We start from the raw sequence: 19,603 nt of genomic DNA on the forward strand, positions 1-19,603 counted from the left end.
ATATTAAAATTGTATTCGTGCTTTTGAAACGACTGCTGCAGTTTCAAATTTTTGGGATAAAAACTTTTGATAACCTACAATTCCAATCATTGCAGCATTATCTGTTGTATATTCAAATTTTGGAACAAAAGTTTTCCAACCGTATTTTTGTTCCGCTTCCTTTAGTGTTTTTCGAATACCTGAATTAGCAGAAACACCTCCACCAATAGCAATTTGATTGATTCCTGTTTCTTTGACGGCTAATTTTAATTTGTCCATCAAAATTTGAATAATTGTATATTGGATTGAAGCGCAAATATCATTGATGTTTTCCTCAATAAAATCTGGGTTTTCAATTTTTTTCTTTTGTATGAAATATAAAATAGCTGTCTTAAGACCTGAAAAACTAAAATTTAGACCCGGAACTTTAGGTTTAGTAAAAGGAAAGGCTTTAGGATTTCCTAATTGTGCATATTTGTCTACTAATGGTCCACCAGGGTAGGGAAGTCCTAGTATCTTAGCTGATTTATCAAATGCTTCTCCTACAGCATCATCAGTGGTTTCTCCAATAATAGTCATTTCAAAAAAACCATCTACTCTCACAATTTGAGTATGACCTCCACTAATGGTTAATGCTAAAAACGGAAATTGGGGTTTTTCAAATCCTTCTTCATCAATAAAATGAGCCAAAATATGAGCATGCATATGATTGACTGATAGTAAGGGAATATTTAAGGCAATTGCCATAGATTTTGCAAACGAACTTCCTACTAAAAGGGACCCCATAAGACCGGGACCTTGAGTAAAGGCAATAGCACTAAGCTGTTCTTTTGTAATATTTGCTTTTTTCAAAGCAGCATCGATCACAGGTACAATATTTTGTTGGTGCGCTCTCGAAGCTAACTCAGGAACCACCCCTCCATATTGTGTGTGAATACTCTGATTTGCAACAACATTTGAAATAACTTTATCGTTTATTAAAACTGCAGCTGCGGTATCATCACATGAACTTTCAATAGCAAGAATAAAAACCTCGGAATTTTGCATAAAAAGGCACGAATTTTGAATTATATTTGAAAAACCGATTTTAAATTTTTTACTTTTACGGCGCAGCCAAAATTAAAGAATTTTTGTGAAAGGAATGGTTGTTTCTTTGGGCAATATCCAAGTTTTTATAAAATATTAAATTACAAGAAGATCAAAAAGTTTTTAAAAATAATTTTACGTTTTATAATTGGGGTCATTCTTCTACTGTTAGTGCTCGCAATTGCACTTTCTACATCTTTTGTGCAAACTAAAATTGCGCAATATGTAACCCAAACGTTGAATAAAGATTTTGGCGTAGATATTACCATTAGTAAAGCTAAAATAAATGTTTTTGGTGGGGTGAAATTAGGGGAAGTTTTAATTCGAGATCACCACAAAAAGACCATGATTTATTCTAGAATTGTGAATACAAATATTTTAGATGTAAAAAAATTAACCGAAGGCGATTTATTGTTTAGCGATATTAAATTAGATGGTGTTTTATTTAATTTGACGACTTACAAAGGAGAAAATGATACTAATCTGGATGTTTTTATAAAATCCTTTGACGACGGTAAACCGTCATCAGGCAAGCATACTACTTTTATTGCAGACAAAGCTTCGATAGCTAATGGACATTTTATTTTGACTGATGAAAATAGAGTTGTTCCAAAGGATCTTGATTTGTCAAAATTAAACGCTTCTTTAGAAAAATTTGATTTATACGGACCTAATTTAAAAATGATTATTAAACAATTGTCTTTTTTAGATCATCGCGGGTTGTATGTAGCTAATTTGAGTACGAATTTTAGCTATACTAAGGAGCAAATGAAAATTGAAAATTTGGATTTAACAACTAAGGAATCGAAGATCAAAGCTGATTTGTATATGAATTACAACCTATCCGATTTTTCAGATTTTAATAACAAAGTTAAATTTAAGGGGATAATTTATTCCTCATTAATAGCGTCAAATGATATTCGTTATTTTTATGATGAATTAGGAAAAGATTTGTTTTTTAATTTAGGGACAAAGGTTGAGGGTACATTGAATAATTTGTCTTTAAATAATTTAAAATTATTTGACACTAGTAACACTCGAATTTTTGGAGCAATAAAGTTTAAAAATATTTTTGGTGATGAGAATGAGTATTTTTATATGGATGCTAATTTTAGTAAAGCATCCTCTTCATATGCTAATTTAGTTACTGTACTGCCTAATGTTTTAGGTAAGAAATTGCCAATTGAATTAAAAAGAATAGGGAAATTTAATATTGTTGGAACCGTTCAATTGACAGCTAAAAAATTAGATGCTGATTTTGGCTTAACTTCAGATATTGGAAAACTAAAATCAGTATTAAGTATGAATACTATTGATTTTATTGACAAAGCCTCATATGTGGGAAAAATAAAAGCAGACGATCTTAATATAGGTGTTTTATTAGCTCAGAAGGATTTAGGTAAAATAACAGCAGATCTTGAGGTTGAAGGTGTTGGCTTTACAGAAAAATATTTGAATACAAGTGTAAAGGGTTCTGTTTCTAAAATACATTACAATAATTATACCTATACAAATCTAGCTTTAAACGGTAAATTCAAATTGCCTCATTATAAAGGGAAACTAACAGTGAATGACCCTAATTTAAAAATGAATTTTGAAGGATTAGTTGATTTAAGTAAAAAAGATAGTAGGTATGATTTTCATATTGATGTGGAGAATGCTGACTTTCATAAATTGAATTTTGTAAATGAAACTATTTCAAATTTCAAAGGTGATGTCGTTGTTCAAGTGGATGGGAATACCATAGAAAATTTAAATGGGAATATTTATATTAAAAACACATCCTATCAAAATGCTAAAGATACCTACACTTTTGATGACTTTACAATTAGTTCTGTTTTTGATGCTGAAAGGGTAAGAACAATTACGTTAAATTCTCCTGATATTGTTCAGGGGGAGATTATTGGTAAATTTAGATTTGCTGAATTACCTGTTTTAGTTCGAAATTCTCTTGGAAGTCTGTATACCAATTTTAAACCAGAACCAGTAAACAAAGGACAATTTTTAAAATTTAATTTTACAATATACAATAAGGTAGTAGAGATGTTTTATCCTGAAATTGGTATTGGAACAAATACCGTTTTAAAAGGAAATATTAAGTCGGATTCAAAAGAGTTTAAACTTAATTTTAACTCTCCAAAAATTGTAGCTCATGAAAATACATTTGACAACATCAGAGTGGCAATAGATAATAAAAACCCATTATACAATGCTTATTTAGAATTGGATAGCATTAAGACTAAATACTATAAAATTCGTGATTTTAGTTTGATAAATGTGACTGTAAAAGATACTTTATTTTTTAGATCTGAATTTAAAGGGGGATCAAAAGGTGAAGATTATTTTAATTTGAATTTATATCATACCATCAATAAAAATAATGAAAATGTGGTGGGTATTAGTAAATCTGAATTAAAATTTAAAGATTATTTATGGCATTTGAATGCAAAAGATAATTCAGATAATAAGATTGTGTTTGATAAATTATTGAAAAATTTTGTCATTGACAATATGGTTTTAACGCATGAAGATCAGGAGATTGTCCTTAATGGAAAACTTTTAGGGAAAAATAATAAGAATTTAAAATTAAGTTTTAAAGATGTTGATTTGTTTAAAATCACCCCAACGGACAATAAATTTGTATTTAATGGTAATTTAAATGGGGAATTGAATTTTATTCAAAATAATGAAGTTTATAAACCAACGGCAGCCTTGAGAGTTGATCAATTAAGTGTTAATAAAACAGATTTAGGGATACTTGAATTAAATATTGAAGGAGATGAAAATCTCGAAACTTTTGCCGTTGATTCTTTTTTGAAAAATGAAAACCTCGAGTCGTTTAGCGCTAAAGGAAATTTTAAAATAGTAGAAAAAGATGCCTTGTTAGATTTAGATTTAAAATTAGATAAATTTAATTTAGGTATTCTAAGTTTACTTGGTGGTGAGGTTTTATCGAATATTAGAGGTTTTGTAACGGGAAATTCCCATGTTGAAGGATTAGTAGATAATCCTAAAATTAGTGGAAGACTTTTTGTGGATAATGCGGGGATGACAATTCCGTATTTGAATGTAGATTATGAACTTGCTGATAAATCCATTATTGATTTGTTAGACAATCAATTTTTGTTTAGAAATAATACTATCACAGATTCAAAATTTGATACAAAAGGAGTATTGAAAGGAAGTATTGAGCATAATAAATTTCTTGATTGGAAATTAAATCTTGATATTACTACAAACCGATTATTGGTTTTAAATACCCCTGACAGCGAAGACGCGGCCTATTATGGAAACGCATTTATAGATGGAAACGCAAGTATTTCAGGACCTACAAATGGTTTATTTATTAAAGTGGTTGCTAAATCTGAAAAAGGTACTGAATTAAAAATCCCTATCAATCAAGCAGAGAGTGTAGGGGAGAATAGTTTAATTCATTTTATTAGTGCCAAAGAAAAAAGTAATATCAAAAAGGGAATTGTTGAATCTGATCGTAATTATAAAGGATTAGAATTAGAGTTTGATTTAGATATTACTCCCGATGCAGAAGTAGAGGTGATTTTGGATAGAAATTCAGGTCACGGAATGAAAGGTAAAGGATATGGCTCTTTGTTGTTTAAAATAAATACATTAGGTAAGTTTAATATGTGGGGGAATTTTCAAGCCTATGAAGGAAGTTATAATTTTAAATATGGTGGACTTATCGACAAGAAATTTGATGTTAAAAAAGGAGGTTCTATTTCTTGGGAAGGAAATCCAAAAAGGGCACAATTAAATTTAGAAGCGGTTTATAAAACGATTGCTAATCCATCGGTATTATTGGATAATTCATCCTTTAATAGAAAAGTTCCTGTGGAAGTTGTAATAGGTGTCAAGGGAGATTTATCAAGTCCAGAACCTGAATTTAATATTGATTTTCCAACGGTGAGTAATGTATTAAAATCAGAAATACAATATAAGTTAAATGATAAAGATGTAAGACAAACCCAAGCATTATATCTATTATCATCAGGAGGTTTTTTGAGTACTGAAGGGGTCACTCAGTCTGATTTTTCAGGAAGTTTATTTGAAACGGCTTCGAGTTTGTTGGGTGATATTGTAAAGACGGATAATGACAAAATCAGAGTGGGATTAAATTATGTTTCTGCTGATAAACGAATTGGAAAAGAAACTGATGGTAGAGTAGTAGCAACAATATCTTCAAAAATAAATGAACGTTTTACTATCAATGGAAAGGTGGGAGTGCCTTTTGGAGGAATTACGCAATCAACTGTTATAGGAGATGTTGAAGTACAATATAGAGTTAATGATGATGGAACATTAAATTTGCGAGTTTTTAATCGCGAAAACGATATTAATTACATTGGGCAAGGAATTGGTTATATGCAAGGAATTGGTGTGACTTACGAAGTTGATTTTAATACTTTTAAAGAATTGGTAAATAAGATTTTTAATAATAAGATATATGCTCCTGTGATTCAGTATACTGATCAATTTCAAGATTCTAATTTGGCACCAGAATATATAAACTTCACTAAAGAAACGGATCCTAAACCAGAGATACCACAACAGAATAGAGAAGGAATTGTTCCAGAGGAAGAATAAAAAAGGTTGTATTGTGGGTACAGTTGTAAAAAAAACGTGGTTTTATAGATTAGTGTTGATTTGTTAGTAAAAACAGATAATTTTAATTTTATGTTAATTAAATCTATTTTTTTTTGTTTTTTTGAAAACTTATTAACGAAAACGTTTGAATTTACTGAGGTTGAGTAATTTAGCATTTTGAAAGGAGAAAAAGTGCGATATGTTTCCTAATTTTACAATTTAAAATAAATTATAATGTCAAATAAGATAAATAAAATAGGTGTTTTAACATCAGGAGGAGATTCACCAGGAATGAATGCTGCGATTCGTTCTGTAGTTAGAACTTGTGCTTATCATAATATAGAATGCGTAGGAGTTTATAGAGGTTATCAAGGAATGATTGAAGGAGATTTTGTTCCAATGGGCCCTCGTTCAGTTAATAATATAATAAATAAAGGAGGTACAATTTTAAAATCAGCACGTTCAGCTGAATTTAGGACTCCAGAAGGAAGAAAAAAAGCACACGAAAATCTCCTTAAAGAAGGAATTGAAGCTTTAGTAGTTATTGGTGGAGATGGAACTTTTACAGGAGGATTGTTATTCAATACGGAATACAAATTTCCAGTCATAGGAATTCCAGGTACCATAGATAATGATATTTTTGGTACAAGCCATACTTTAGGATATGATACAGCTTTAAATACTGTTATAGACTGTATTGATAAAATTAGAGATACAGCTATTTCTCATAACCGTTTGTTCTTTGTTGAAGTAATGGGGAGAGATGCAGGTCATATTGCATTAAACGCAGGTATTGGTGCTGGAGCTGAAGAAATTTTAATTCCTGAAGAAAACTTAGGGTTAGATCGACTTTTAGAATCATTACAAAAAAGTAAAGCTTCAGGAAAATCGTCAAGTATTGTAGTTATTGCTGAAGGAGATAAAATTGGTAAAAATGTTTTTGAATTAAAAGATTATGTTGATGCAAATTTACCTGAATATGATGTAAGAGTATCAGTATTAGGACACATGCAAAGAGGAGGATCCCCTTCTTGCTTCGATAGAGTATTAGCAAGTAGGTTAGGTGTAAAAGCAGTAGAGTCAATATTAGAAGGTAAATCAAATTTTATGGTAGGTTTACAAAATAATAAAGTAGCTTTGACTCCTTTGGAACAAGCTATCAAAGGAAAATCTGAAATTGATTTGGAATTGTTGAGAGTTTCAGATATCATGTCAACATAATTAAAAAGAGAATTAAAAAATTAAAATAAATACTAAATAATAAACAAATGTCAAAAGTAAAATTAGGAATAAACGGTTTCGGTAGAATTGGAAGAATTGTTTTTAGAGAGTCTTTTAATAGAGATAATGTAGAGGTTGTAGCAATCAACGATTTATTAGATGTTGATCACTTAGCTTACTTATTAAAATATGATTCAGTTCACGGACGTTTTAATGGTACTGTTGAAGTAAAAGAAGGAAAACTTTTTGTAAACGGAAAAAACATCCGCATTACTGCAGAAAGAAATCCTGCAGACTTGAAATGGAATGAAGTTGATGTTGATGTAGTTGCTGAATGTACAGGTTTCTTTACTACTGTTGAAACTGCTAATGAGCACATCAAAGGTGGTGCTAAGAAAGTAATTATTTCTGCGCCTTCTGCTGATGCTCCAATGTTTGTAATGGGAGTTAATCATACTGAAGCTAAAGCTTCTGATTTGATTGTTTCTAACGCATCTTGTACTACTAACTGTTTAGCTCCATTAGCTAAAGTTATTAATGATAATTTTGGAATTGTAGAAGCTTTAATGACAACTGTTCATGCTACAACTTCTACTCAAATGACAACTGATGGTCCTTCTAGAAAAGACTGGAGAGGTGGTCGTGCAGCTTCATGTAACATCATCCCATCTTCAACAGGTGCTGCAAAAGCAGTAGGAAAAGTAATTCCTGAATTGAATGGAAAATTAACAGGAATGGCTTTCCGTGTACCTACAACTGATGTTTCAGCAGTAGATTTAACTGTAAAAACAGCTAAAGAAACTTCTTATGAAGAAATCATGGCTGTATTGAAAAAAGCTTCTGAAACTACTATGAAAGGTGTGTTAGGATTTACTGAAGATTTAGTTGTTTCTCAAGATTTCGTTGGTGATGCTAGAACTTCTATCATTGATGCTAATGCTGGAATTGGATTAAACTCTACTTTCTTCAAAATCATTTCTTGGTATGATAATGAATATGGATATTCAAGTAAATTAATTGATTTATCAGTTCATATATCTGGGTTGAAATAATAAATTAAATACATATAAAAAAAATCCCGTTATTATATTTAACGGGATTTTTTTATACTCTAGAATTTAATTAACTTACAAAAATAAAATAACTATAAAAACCAAAAAGAGATGAGATTATTAGTAGATAGTGGTTCTACAAAAGCTGATTGGGTTGCGATAGACGATAATGGTAAAGTATTGTTTACAACTCAAACTTTAGGATTGAACCCTGAAGTATTAGAAAAAGAGGTGATTGTAGAGCGTTTAAATGATCGTTTTGACATAGTACAAAACAAAGATAGCGCTACTCATTTGTTTTTTTATGGTGCAGGATGTGGTACTGACAAAATGAAAATGACGCTTACTACTATTTTTAAAGAATATTTTTCTAATGCTGCTATTGTGGTGGAGGAAGACACCTATGCAGCGGTTTATGCGACTACACCAAAAGATGAAAAAGCAATTGTTTGTATATTAGGTACTGGTTCTAATTGTAGCTATTTTGATGGAGATAAATTGCATCAAAAAGTACAGTCATTAGGTTATATTATAATGGATGATTGTAGTGGGAATGTTTTTGGTAAAGAATTAATTAGAAAGTATTATTTCAATAAAATGCCTAAAGAACTAGCTGTTGAATTTGAAAAAGAATATGAATTAGAACCTGATTTTATTAAAAATAAATTATATAAAGAAGCTAATCCTAATGCTTATTTGGCGACTTTTGCTAAATTTTTAATTCAAAATAAAGAAAATCCTTTTTGTCAAAAAATTATTTTTAAAGGAATGAAATCTTTTGTCAAAAATTATGTGCAACAGTTTGATAATTGTAAAGAAGTTCCTGTTCATTTTGTAGGTTCAATAGCTTTTTATTTAAAAGACGAATTGCAACTAACATTTGATAAATACGGATTACAATTAGGAAATGTATTGAGAAGACCTATAGATGGTTTGATCGCTTATCACGGTGAAAATTAATAAAATAGATATTTAATGGAAATAGCAATTATTGCACATGATGGTAAAAAAGTAGATATGGTTCAGTTCTTGAATAAGAATTTGGATTTGTTACTAAAAGAAAATATTAAAATTATTGCTACTGGGACAACGGGTGGTAAAGCGGAAAAAGCGGGTTTTAAAGTCAAAAAAATGCTTTCAGGACCAATGGGAGGTGATGCTCAAATTGCAGCCAGAGTAGCCGAAGGGAAGACAAAAATGGTTTTATTTTTTAAAGATCCTTTAGCAAGTCATGCACATGAAGTAGATATTAATATGCTTCTACGTGTATGTGATGTGCACAATGTGCCTATTGCAACAAACGAAGCTTCGGCGCAACTGTTATTGAATGCTATAACATTGTTGCCATAATCAAATAGGAATAGAAAAACGCTAACATTTAATTAGCGTTTTTTTTATCTGGTAATATGATCAAAATTTGTTTAAGGTTCTTCTCAATTGGTTATCATATAATTAAGAAGAGGTGTTTTTTGTTATAGATAACCATCAAAAGATTATTACTCTATAGTCATTGCTTTCAATTTACTCCTATAAGCTTCAAGTGCCTCCGATTTAGAAATAAAACCATAATACTTGTCGTCTTTAATAACGGGTAGAAAAGTTCTTTTCGTTTTTTCAAATTTATTCATCACGACTTCCATACTATGAAAAGGATAAATAACATCAGCTGGTTGTGATAAGATGTCTTTAATTAAAGTATATTTTACACGGTATTTATTGAAAATAATTTCACGAATATCATTAAAATGAATTACTCCTAATAGATGTTGTTCTTTGTCAACTACCGCAAAAACGGATTGATTAGAATGCGAAATCAAATCAATCAATTTATCTAGATTTTCATCTGGAGTAAGGGTTAGATAATCGGTATGTATAATGGAATTTGTGTCCAATGTTGAAAGTACGTTAGTATCTTTATTACTGGTAAAAGCGTGTCCTTTTTTAGCTAATTCTTTAACATCCATGGAATGTTTTTCAAATCGTTTTGAAATAGCAAAACTGATAGAAGCAACGATCATTAAAGGAAGCATTAAACTATAACCACCTGTTATTTCAGCAATCAAGAATATTGCGGTAAGAGGAGCGTGAAACAATCCACTCAATATCCCAGCCATTCCCACCATCGTAAAATTACTAATAGGCAAATTAGTCAATCCTGTTAGATTAATCGCTTTCGAAAATACATAACCCACATACGATCCTACAAAAAGGGAAGGTGCAAAATTCCCTCCATTTCCACCAGATCCTAAGGTGATAGATGTAGCAAAAACTTTCACCATCATTGTTGCTCCCACAAAAAGAAGAATAATCCATTTGTTATTTTGGTAGGAACTAAACAAGGTGTTTTCTAGTAATTCTCCAGCATTATTATCGGCTAAGGTTTTAATGCTTTCATATCCTTCACCAAAAAGCGTTGGAAAAACAAAAATAAGTACTGCTAAAAGGGAAGCTCCTAAAAGTGCCTTTTTATAAGGATTCATTCTTAGGTGTGCGAAAAAATGTTCTGTTTTTTGAAAATTACGAGTATAATAAATAGAAAGAAAACCAGTTACAATACCTAATAAAACATAAAACGGAATTTTATGGTAATCAAAAACTTGCATTTGTTTTACATTTAGTAAAATCGCTTCATCTAAGGTGATTTCAGAAACCAAAGCTCCAGTTGCCGCAGCAATCATGATAGGAGTAAAGGCAGAGATACTAACGTCGACTAATAAAAATTCGATAGCAAATAAGACTCCCGCTATGGGAGCGTTAAATGCAGCTGCAATACCCGCTGCAACCCCACAGCCTATAAGTAAAGTTCTATCTTTGTAACTCAGTTTGTAATTTTGAGCAAAGTTGGATCCAAAAGCAGCTCCTGTTACTACAATCGGACTTTCTAATCCAGCTGAACCTCCTAAACCTACAGTTAAGGAACTTGTTATAATTTGAGCATACATTTGTTTGCTTGGAATAATGCTCGCTTTTTTGGCTACGGAATATAAAATTTGTGACGTTCCTTTTTCTAATCTTCCACCCAATAAACGATTGATAACAAAAACGGTTAGTAAAAGTCCTGCAATAGGCAAAAGACTATTTATAAAACTAAATTTTAAGATTTTATTAATGCTTGTTGCTATATCGAAAACCTTGTGTGCAAATGATTTTAAAACAATTACAGCAAATGCTGAACTAATACCCACTAATACACTCGAAAGGAAAATAAATTGTTTTTCGGTCAATATGGATTGAGATAAAGCAATTATACTTTCTAATTTAGAAATATATTTTTTGAACATTTTATTTTGTTTTGTTAAAATGCAAAAATACTATTATTTTAAGCAATAGGTAAATTTTTGAGTGCTTCTTTTTGACTTAATGGCTTTAATTGGCTCGCTAAAACAAATTCTCTCACTGCTTCTGGGTTTGTTTTAGCATATTCTCTTAAAGCCCATCCAATAGCTTTTTGAATAAAAAATTCAGTAGAGTTTTGATGTTCAATACATGTCTTTTTAAGTAAATCAAAATCGGTTTTTTCTTTGTAACCTAATTGAAAGAGTATAGCACTTCTGTTAAGCCATAAATTGTCTGATTTTGAAAATTCAGTAATAGTAGTTGTTGTTTTTTCTGGAAATTCTAAGAGATATGTTCCAAGAATAAATTTTGAAATAGTATCTACGCTATCCCACCACGAATTTACAGTTATAAACTCTTTAATTAAATGAATATCTTCTTCTTTATAATTGTTTTTAAGCTCTCTTGATACTATTTCAATGGCGCAATAATGGAATTCTCTTTCTGGTTTAAAGAAAAGGATTTTAGCTATTTCTCTTGGCGTTAATTGTATTTCATTTTTATTATCCTTACAAATTTCACTTAATATTCGTCTTCTAAGTGGTGTTTTTATGCCAAAAAAGAGGAATTTATTTTTCATGTACTTAGACATGCTTTCTGTATTATCAATATTTCGATAAACTTTAAATGTGTTTTCGAGGCATAATAGAAAATTCATAATTCTTAATTTTTAACTTTTGAAACTCATAAGTTGTTCTTTTGCATGTATTTGAATAGCTTCAAAATAAGTAGTAAATTCTTGTTCAAATTCTGTGTAATATATTTTTAATTCTTCAGATGAAAAGCGCATATTAGATTTATTTTTGGTACGAGAATCCATTTGGGTTAATATTTGATGAATTCCTTCAATAGTTTGGTAACTTAAAAGCCAGTTTTGCTGAATCATATATGGCATTAATTGAATGGTTCTTTCAGTAAGAATACCTTTGTTCGCTTCTAATGACTTGTAAAATTTTGCAACATATTCAGATAAATCTTCATCCGAATAGGTATTCCAATTTTTAGCTAAAAAATGATCGTAAAATACATCAACTATAACACCTGCATAATGATGATAGCGTTCATGTAATTTTTTTGTACTTTCTCTAAAAATGGGATGTGCATCTGTAAAAGTATCAATGGCTCGATGTAATTTAATTCCCTTTTGAACTTCGGTAGGAAAGGTTTCATAATGTTTTCCTCGAATGCCATCAGCCATAAAATTGCCGATTTTTATTAAGTCATTGTCACCTGAAAGATAAATGTGTGCTAAAAAGTTCATTTGTCTAAAATAGGAAATCTAAATGACTTATTTTATTCTTCAATTATTATATTTGTGCAAACTAAATCAAAATAATCAATTTTAAATAGAATAGGAATGACATTAATAAAATCAATATCAGGAATTCGTGGTACTATAGGTGGTAAAGTTGGAGATAATCTTACACCAGTTGATGCTGTAAAATTTGCTTCGGCATATGGAACTTGGTTGAAAAATTATTCAGATAAAGAGAAATTAACCGTGGTTGTAGGTCGTGATGCCCGTATTTCTGGACCAATGATTCATAATCTTGTCGTAAACACCTTAATAGGATTAGGAATTGATGTTATTGATTTAGGTTTGTCAACAACACCAACAGTTGAAATAGCTGTTCCTTTAGAAAAAGCAGATGGTGGAATCATCCTTACTGCTTCACATAATCCAAAACAATGGAATGCTTTAAAATTATTAAATGAAAAAGGGGAATTTTTAAACGGTATTGAAGGTGAAAAAATTCTTCAAATTGCCGAAGACGAAGCATTTGATTTTTCAGATGTAGATAGTTTAGGCGAAATTACCGTGAATGATGCATATATGGATATTCACATTGATGAAGTCTTAGAATTACCATTAGTGGATGTCGATGCTGTTAGAGCAGCTAAATTTAAAGTAGTTGTGGATGGAGTAAATTCATCAGGCGGGATTATTGTTCCTAAATTATTGGAGCTGATGGGAGTGGAAGTAGTAAAGTTATATTGCGATCCAACGGGGCATTTTCCACACAATCCTGAACCTTTAAAAGAGCATCTTGGTGATATTAGTAAGTTGGTAGTAGAAGAAAAAGCACATTTAGGAATTGTGGTAGATCCAGATGTTGATCGTTTGGCTTTTATTTGTGAAGATGGCGAAATGTTTGGAGAAGAATATACTTTGGTTGCCTGCGCTGATTACGTTTTGAGTAAAACACCAGGAAATACAGTATCAAATATGTCATCTTCCCGTGCGCTACGTGATGTTACAAATTTACACAAAGGTACCTATGAGGCAAGTGCAGTTGGAGAAGTGAATGTGGTTGATTTAATGAAAAAAAATAACGCCATCATTGGTGGCGAAGGAAATGGGGGAATTATCTACCCAGAAGCACACTACGGACGTGATAGTATGGTAGGAATTGCTTTGTTCTTAACACATTTAGCTAACAAAAAAATGACGGTTTCGGCCTTGAGAGCTTCGTATCCAGAATACTATATGAGCAAAAATAAAATTGAATTGACACCTCAAATCGATGTAGATGCCATTTTAGTAGCTATGACTGAGAAGTATAAAAATGAAGATATTACTACAATTGATGGAGTGAAAATTGATTTTGCTGAAAATTGGGTACACCTTAGAAAATCAAATACTGAACCTATCATTAGAATCTATACTGAAGCATCTTCCCAAGAAAAAGCGGATACTTTGGCATTAAGAATTATTGATGAAATCAAAGCTATTGCGGGAATTTAAATTTTATTCCTAAAATAAAGAACTGTCTAGAGATTTATTTCTAGACAGTTTTTTTATGTAAAAAAAACAGCAATAAACCTAAGTTGATTGCTGTTCATAAAATGTATGTTTTTTTTAATTTAATACAAACTCGGGAATTTACTTGGATTTACTTCATGCATCATAGCGTAGACTTTTTCATATATGTCTTCGATAGAAGGTTTAGAAAAATAATCACCATCCGTTCCATAAGCAGGCCGGTGAGCCTTTGCTGCTAATGTTTGCGGTTTGCTGTCTAAATATTGATATCCATCTTGGTCTTCAATAATTTGTTGTAAGATATACGCTGATGCCCCACCAGGAACATCTTCATCAATTACTAAAAGACGATTAGTTTTTATGATGCTTTTAACTAAATCATGATTAATATCAAATGGAATTAAAGACTGGACATCAATAACTTCACAATTAATCCCTGTTTCCATTAATTCTTTTGCAGCTTGTTCTACTAATCTTAAAGTAGAGCCATAAGAAACTAATGTGATATCTGTTCCTTCTTTTATGGTTTCAACAACTCCTATTGGTGTTTTGAATTCACCATAATTAAGCGGTGTTTTTTCTTTTAGACGATATCCGTTTAAGCATTCAATTACTACGGCAGGTTCGTCACATTCCATAAGGGAATTATAAAAACCAGCAGCTTTAGTCATGTTTCTAGGAACCAATACATGAATTCCTCTAATGGCATTGATGATCATTCCCATCGGAGATCCTGAATGCCAGATTCCTTCTAAACGATGCCCACGAGTACGAATAATTAATGGAGCTTTTTGTTTTCCAACGGTTCTATATTGTAAAGAGGCTAAATCATCACTCATGATTTGAATAGCATAGATTAAATAATCTAAATATTGAATTTCAGCTATAGGTTTTAATCCTCTTAAAGCCATACCAATTCCTTGTCCAATGATGGTTGCTTCTCGAATTCCTACATCAGCAATGCGTAGTTCTCCAAATTTTTCTTGAAGCCCTTCTAAACCTTGATTTACATCACCTATATTTCCAGAATCTTCACCAAAAATTAAAGCTTCTGGATATTTGGTAAAAAGAGCATCAAAATTATCTCTGATGATCATTCTACCATCCACATCTGGTTTGGCATTTTCATTGTATTGTGGAGCTATTTCTTTGGCAGAAAATACATTGAATTCAGATTCTGAATACAAGTTTCTACTGAAAGCGTCTTGGTATTTTTTATTAAAAGTAGCAATCCAATGAACTAATTCTATTTTTTCAGGCCCACTTTTAATTATTCTTATTGCTTTACGAGCAGTAACCAAAATTTCTTTTTTCAAAGGTTCTTTGATGCTTTTCAATCTTTTGGCGTACCCAAGAATTTCTTCTTTATTTTCAGTTGAGGGTGCTATTTTTTCTAATAATTCCACCAACTCTTTTTGTTCGTTGATGATAGGCGTAATAAAACTAATCCAAGCTTTTTTCTTAGCTTCTAAAACTATTTTCTTAGCATTGGCATCAATTTCATCCAATTCTTCAGGTGAAGCAATATTGATAGCAATCATCCATAAGCGCATTTGTCTAACGCAGTCAAATTCTTTTTCCCAATCTAAACGTTCCTTGCTTTTGTATCTTTCATGAGAACCTGAACTAGAGTGTCCTTGTGGTTGTGTTAATTCATCTACATGAATAAGTACAGGGGTATGGTGCTCTCTTGCAATAGCATCTGCTTTTTGATAAGCGGCAATCAAATCAGAATAATCCCATCCTTTGACTCTTATCAACTCTAGACCATTTGTATTGGATTCTTTTTGAAAGCCTTTCAGAATCTCAGAAATGTTTTCTTTTGTTGTTTGGTGTTTAGCATGAACAGAAATTCCGTATTCGTCATCCCAAATACTGATTACCATGGGTACTTGTAAAACTCCAGCAGCATTAATGGTTTCAAAAAATACGCCTTCGGTTGTACTAGCATTACCTATAGTTCCCCATGCAATTTCATTTCCTTTGTTAGAAAAATTAGATTGGTTAGGGATATTAGTAATGTTTCTGTAAATTTTTGAAGCTTGTGCTAATCCTAAAAGGCGAGGCATTTGTGCAGCAGTAGGAGAGATGTCAGCACTGGAGTTTTTTTGTTGGGCTAGGTTTTTCCAAGAGCCATCTTCATTCAAACTATGTGTTACAAAGTGACCACCCATTTGTCGTCCAGCTGACATTGGTTCTTCTTGGATGTTGGTATTTCCATATAAACCTGCAAATAATTGCTCAACAGTCAATGCTCCAATGGCCATCATAAAGGTTTGGTCACGGTAATAACCAGAACGAAAATCTCCATTTTTGAAGAATTTAGCCATAGCAATTTGAGGGATTTCTTTTCCATCACCAAAAATTCCAAACTTAGCTTTTCCTGTTAAAACTTCTTTTCTCCCTAACAAACTACATTCCCTACTTGTTATTGCGATGGTGTAATCATTCAACACTTCGGTTTTGAAATCTTCAAATGTTAATGCAGTATTGTTTTTTTCTTTTATCATAGTTTATGAAAGTATAACTTGCCGGTGCAAATTTACTTAAAAACTGGCTATTTTCATAATGCATTAATAAAAATGTACTTTTAAAAACATTAAACATTTTATAGAAATTTAAGTGTTTTTTCTTTTTTTTGTTTTTTTATCAGTGAATAAGTATTTATTGTGTAAAAAAAAAGGTAAGGTTAAAACCATTTTCTATTGAAAAGGTTTAATACAATTTTAGGAGAAAAAGTAATAATAAATCGTATTTTTTCGTTGTATTTATTTTGACCAATTTCCCACCCATTTGAAGAATAAACAGGAAAGTAGACTTCAAAATAATCAGTAACTAAGTTCAAACGAATACCGCTATCGAATAAAAAGGTATCGTTGTGATATTTGTTTTTCAAATAACCTATGTCGCCATAAACTTCCACCCAGTTCCATATATTATAACCTCCATTTAAAGTTGTGATCCATTGGTTTGCATAGGGTGTTTTTAATTTTGATTTGAAGCCACCTTCAGCAATAATCAGCTGTTGACTGAAAAAACCAGTATCTTCGGAACGTCCATAATAATTATAATCAAATAAATAATCCGTTGGTCTATCTAGTGCGAAACTAAAAAATTCAGAATTTGTGTTTTTGTGTAAAAAGCTTCCCGCGTACAAGCGAAAATTAATTTGATGGTTGTTTTGAAATAATTTTCGATAAGATACTTCTGTTATCGCTTTACTGAATTTACTTGAAACTTGGATTTCCGACATAAAACTAAAGTGATTTGTAACTTCTGTTTTAGTGTTATAATATTTCAAATCAAAAACCGAATAGTTTTCTGAAAAATCTGTTGGGATAATTTTACTTTCATCTCTGTTTAAAATGACTTGACGTATATTTATCAACTCTTTTCGATTGCTTCTATAGTCTTTGTCACGAAATCTGATTTGTACGTTTGGGGTAAATTTTGTATAAGCAGCATCAGGTGCATAATGATAATAAGAACCTGAGAGTGCGTATGCTACATTGAAAAGGGATGTTTCTCTATAGTTTTGATTAATTATTAATGATCCTGATCCCGAAAATGTTTTGGCACCAATGGAATAAGCTGGTGTTATGTCAAAATTGAATGGCTTATCAAGTATTGTTCTATTATGAAGTCTTAATCCAGGTATAAAACCATCATAAAGATTGTATTCTAATGTAGGTACATATAAAATTTGATTATAGTAAGGATCTTCTAAATCTTTCATGAAAACAAATTTCACGGGGCGATTATTTGGAAAAAAACCTTTTAGTGATTTCCAGTTGTTTCGTAAATTGTATTCGGGTACTTCGTTTTTGTAATTTAAAATTATTTTATCGGCATTATTTCGTTCAATGGTATAAAGAGTGTCTTCATTTTTAGGTTCTAACCATTTTTTTAAAACAATTTCACCACTACTCACCCCATAAAGTGGAATTGGTACAAAAACTCCTGTTTTGTTTTTAATGTTAAAAGAAACACTATCCTTGGTTTTGGAAACATTTGCAAATTTATAATCTATTGTTTTTCTGGAATTAATGATAGTATTGAAAAACCAGTCAATATTTTTAGAAGTATTTTTCTTTAAAATTTTTTCAAAATCATCATTTATAATTTCTAGTCCTTCTTTTGTTTTGTATAATTCTTGAATACTAGTAGTAACAACTTGATTTTCGAGATAGTTATCCAAATAGCGTAAACTTAACCCAGCACGATATTTACTAGCGATTTGTTCGTTGAATTTGATTAATTCATTTTTGGGTATGTTAAGAGGCTGGTCAAGATTTTTTCGAGCCATCAACATATAGAAATAACTATATTGTTCGTTAAAATCTAAATTAGTTAAGTTAAAACTTTTTAATAATTTAAAAGTAGAGGCACTTCCCATCATTTTGCTATTGGGATGATTAGTGTCAATGTATTTCATCATAGTATACACTTGAATAGCATCATGAATCCAGGCTTCTTTTCTTTGATCCAATGCCAGACTGTTTTTTAAAAAAATATTTAAATAGGTTTTCAAAAACTTAATTTCATACACAAAAGTATCTGAAAACGGACTTATAAAGGAAGGTAATTGGTTTAATCCGTAAAAAGGGTTTCGTTCATAATCCGTTTCTGAAATCACTATTTTATCAAAAGGGTATTTCCCAATCATTGCAGAAGTATACTTTACAATACAATCAATAATTACGGCTTTTTGTTCGAATGATAATTTAGTGTCTTTTAAGTTGGTTATAACATTAAGATCTTCGTTTTTAAAGCTTTCAAAAGTAGGTTTTAGTTCTAAAATAAGACTAAAATCAGTTCTTTTTTCGCCATGCAATCGATATGTTGAAAAAGTATTCCTTTGACTAGAAAAAGTACTGTTTAAGTCTGTGATTACCGAATAGTTTTTGGGGATCTTTAATTCAATATCATAATCAGAGATAGCATTGACAACGTCCTCTAGATTTTCATTGTTATAGGTTATAAAGTGATGATTTTGATATCGGGCCGGAGTTAGGTACCAGTTTTTCAAATTTAAACCATCTATATCGTCGTATCCAAATTTAGTAAAACGATCACTAGGTATTTTTACAGTATAGGTTAGTTGTAATATGGTTATTTGGTTTGGAGCCAACTTTTCTCTTAATTTGACAGTAATAACATCAGGTGTTGTAGTATTTCGTTGCCACGAAAGAAATAATTTATTTTCATCAATAATAGTTATGTTTTGAGTCCTGCCTCGTTCTTCTTCTTTTGCTAAATGAAATCCTCTGTAAAATTCATCTGAAAAGCGTTTGGCAAGAGCTGAATTTACATTTGAATAGGCATTGTTCCAATCATTCAAAACAATGGAATTAATAGAATCAGTTGATTGATTGTAATATGTAATTGTTTGTTGAATGTTTAAAATTTTATTCTCCATATTTACTTCAACGATCAATTGGGATTGATGTTGGCTGTATTGTTTTGTTGAAAACAATAAGACAAGTGTAATAAGTAGTATTTTGGAGGTTAATTTCAATTTTCGGTTTTTTAAATTACTAATGTACATTAAAAAACACGAAAT

Annotated in this window: 12 protein-coding genes; 6 read left to right on the top strand and 6 right to left on the bottom strand. The window is 30.9% G+C overall.

Annotated features, from left to right (window positions below):
- Window positions 1–3 precede the first annotated feature (3 nt).
- Window positions 4–1,026 (bottom strand): tRNA (adenosine(37)-N6)-threonylcarbamoyltransferase complex transferase subunit TsaD, encoded by a 1,023-nt coding sequence (tsaD, locus tag WBQ70_RS07190; protein ID WP_423912273.1) that lies wholly within the window; start codon window positions 1,024–1,026, stop codon window positions 4–6.
- A 240-nt stretch (window positions 1,027–1,266) separates the two neighbouring features.
- Here tsaD and WBQ70_RS07195 point away from each other — a divergent pair, with 240 nt between their 5' ends.
- The 5 genes from WBQ70_RS07195 to WBQ70_RS07215 all read left to right on the top strand — a co-directional run bounded on the left by WBQ70_RS07195 (window position 1,267) and on the right by WBQ70_RS07215 (window position 9,290).
- Window positions 1,267–5,667 carry a translocation/assembly module TamB domain-containing protein gene (locus WBQ70_RS07195; protein WP_423912276.1) on the top strand — a complete coding sequence of 1,467 codons (4,401 nt, stop codon included), beginning with the start codon at window positions 1,267–1,269 and terminating at the stop codon, window positions 5,665–5,667.
- Between the two features lie 234 nt (window positions 5,668–5,901).
- Window positions 5,902–6,888: a 6-phosphofructokinase gene (gene pfkA, locus WBQ70_RS07200; RefSeq protein ID WP_423912279.1), complete on the top strand. Its 987-nt coding sequence runs from the start codon at window positions 5,902–5,904 to the stop codon at window positions 6,886–6,888.
- Window positions 6,889–6,935: 47 nt separating this feature from the next.
- Window positions 6,936–7,940, top strand: coding sequence for a type I glyceraldehyde-3-phosphate dehydrogenase (gene gap / locus WBQ70_RS07205; RefSeq protein WP_423912282.1), 1,005 nt, complete (start codon window positions 6,936–6,938; stop codon window positions 7,938–7,940).
- Between the two features lie 111 nt (window positions 7,941–8,051).
- A complete protein-coding gene (locus tag WBQ70_RS07210; protein WP_423912284.1) occupies window positions 8,052–8,900 on the top strand; it encodes an N-acetylglucosamine kinase in 849 nt (282 codons plus the stop codon).
- 15 nt (window positions 8,901–8,915) lie between these two features.
- Window positions 8,916–9,290: a methylglyoxal synthase gene (locus WBQ70_RS07215; protein ID WP_423912286.1), complete on the top strand. Its 375-nt coding sequence runs from the start codon at window positions 8,916–8,918 to the stop codon at window positions 9,288–9,290.
- 146 nt (window positions 9,291–9,436) lie between these two features.
- Here WBQ70_RS07215 and WBQ70_RS07220 read toward each other — a convergent pair whose 3' ends face one another.
- From WBQ70_RS07220 to WBQ70_RS07230, 3 genes are read right to left on the bottom strand one after another with little or no spacing between them, the layout of a single operon-like run.
- Window positions 9,437–11,221 carry a chloride channel protein gene (locus WBQ70_RS07220; protein ID WP_423912287.1) on the bottom strand — a complete coding sequence of 595 codons (1,785 nt, stop codon included), beginning with the start codon at window positions 11,219–11,221 and terminating at the stop codon, window positions 9,437–9,439.
- Window positions 11,222–11,259: 38 nt separating this feature from the next.
- A complete protein-coding gene (locus WBQ70_RS07225; protein WP_423912290.1) occupies window positions 11,260–11,934 on the bottom strand; it encodes a DNA alkylation repair protein in 675 nt (224 codons plus the stop codon).
- A gap of 12 nt (window positions 11,935–11,946) precedes the next feature.
- The gene (locus tag WBQ70_RS07230; protein WP_423912293.1) at window positions 11,947–12,537 is read right to left on the bottom strand and encodes an ACP phosphodiesterase; all 591 of its coding nucleotides are present in this window, start codon (window positions 12,535–12,537) and stop codon (window positions 11,947–11,949) included.
- 96 nt (window positions 12,538–12,633) lie between these two features.
- Here WBQ70_RS07230 and glmM point away from each other — a divergent pair, with 96 nt between their 5' ends.
- On the top strand, window positions 12,634–14,022 hold the full coding sequence (gene glmM, locus WBQ70_RS07235; RefSeq protein ID WP_423912296.1) for a phosphoglucosamine mutase: 1,389 nt from the start codon (window positions 12,634–12,636) through the stop codon (window positions 14,020–14,022).
- A gap of 119 nt (window positions 14,023–14,141) precedes the next feature.
- Here glmM and WBQ70_RS07240 read toward each other — a convergent pair whose 3' ends face one another.
- Both WBQ70_RS07240 and WBQ70_RS07245 read right to left on the bottom strand, forming a co-directional pair.
- A complete protein-coding gene (locus WBQ70_RS07240; RefSeq protein ID WP_423912299.1) occupies window positions 14,142–16,550 on the bottom strand; it encodes an alpha-ketoacid dehydrogenase subunit alpha/beta in 2,409 nt (802 codons plus the stop codon).
- Between the two features lie 179 nt (window positions 16,551–16,729).
- Window positions 16,730–19,459: an aminopeptidase gene (locus WBQ70_RS07245; RefSeq protein WP_423912353.1), complete on the bottom strand. Its 2,730-nt coding sequence runs from the start codon at window positions 19,457–19,459 to the stop codon at window positions 16,730–16,732.
- Window positions 19,460–19,603: the final 144 nt, after the last annotated feature.

It is taken from the genome of Flavobacterium sp. (assembly GCF_049590715.1).
Taxonomy (GTDB): domain Bacteria; phylum Bacteroidota; class Bacteroidia; order Flavobacteriales; family Flavobacteriaceae; genus Flavobacterium.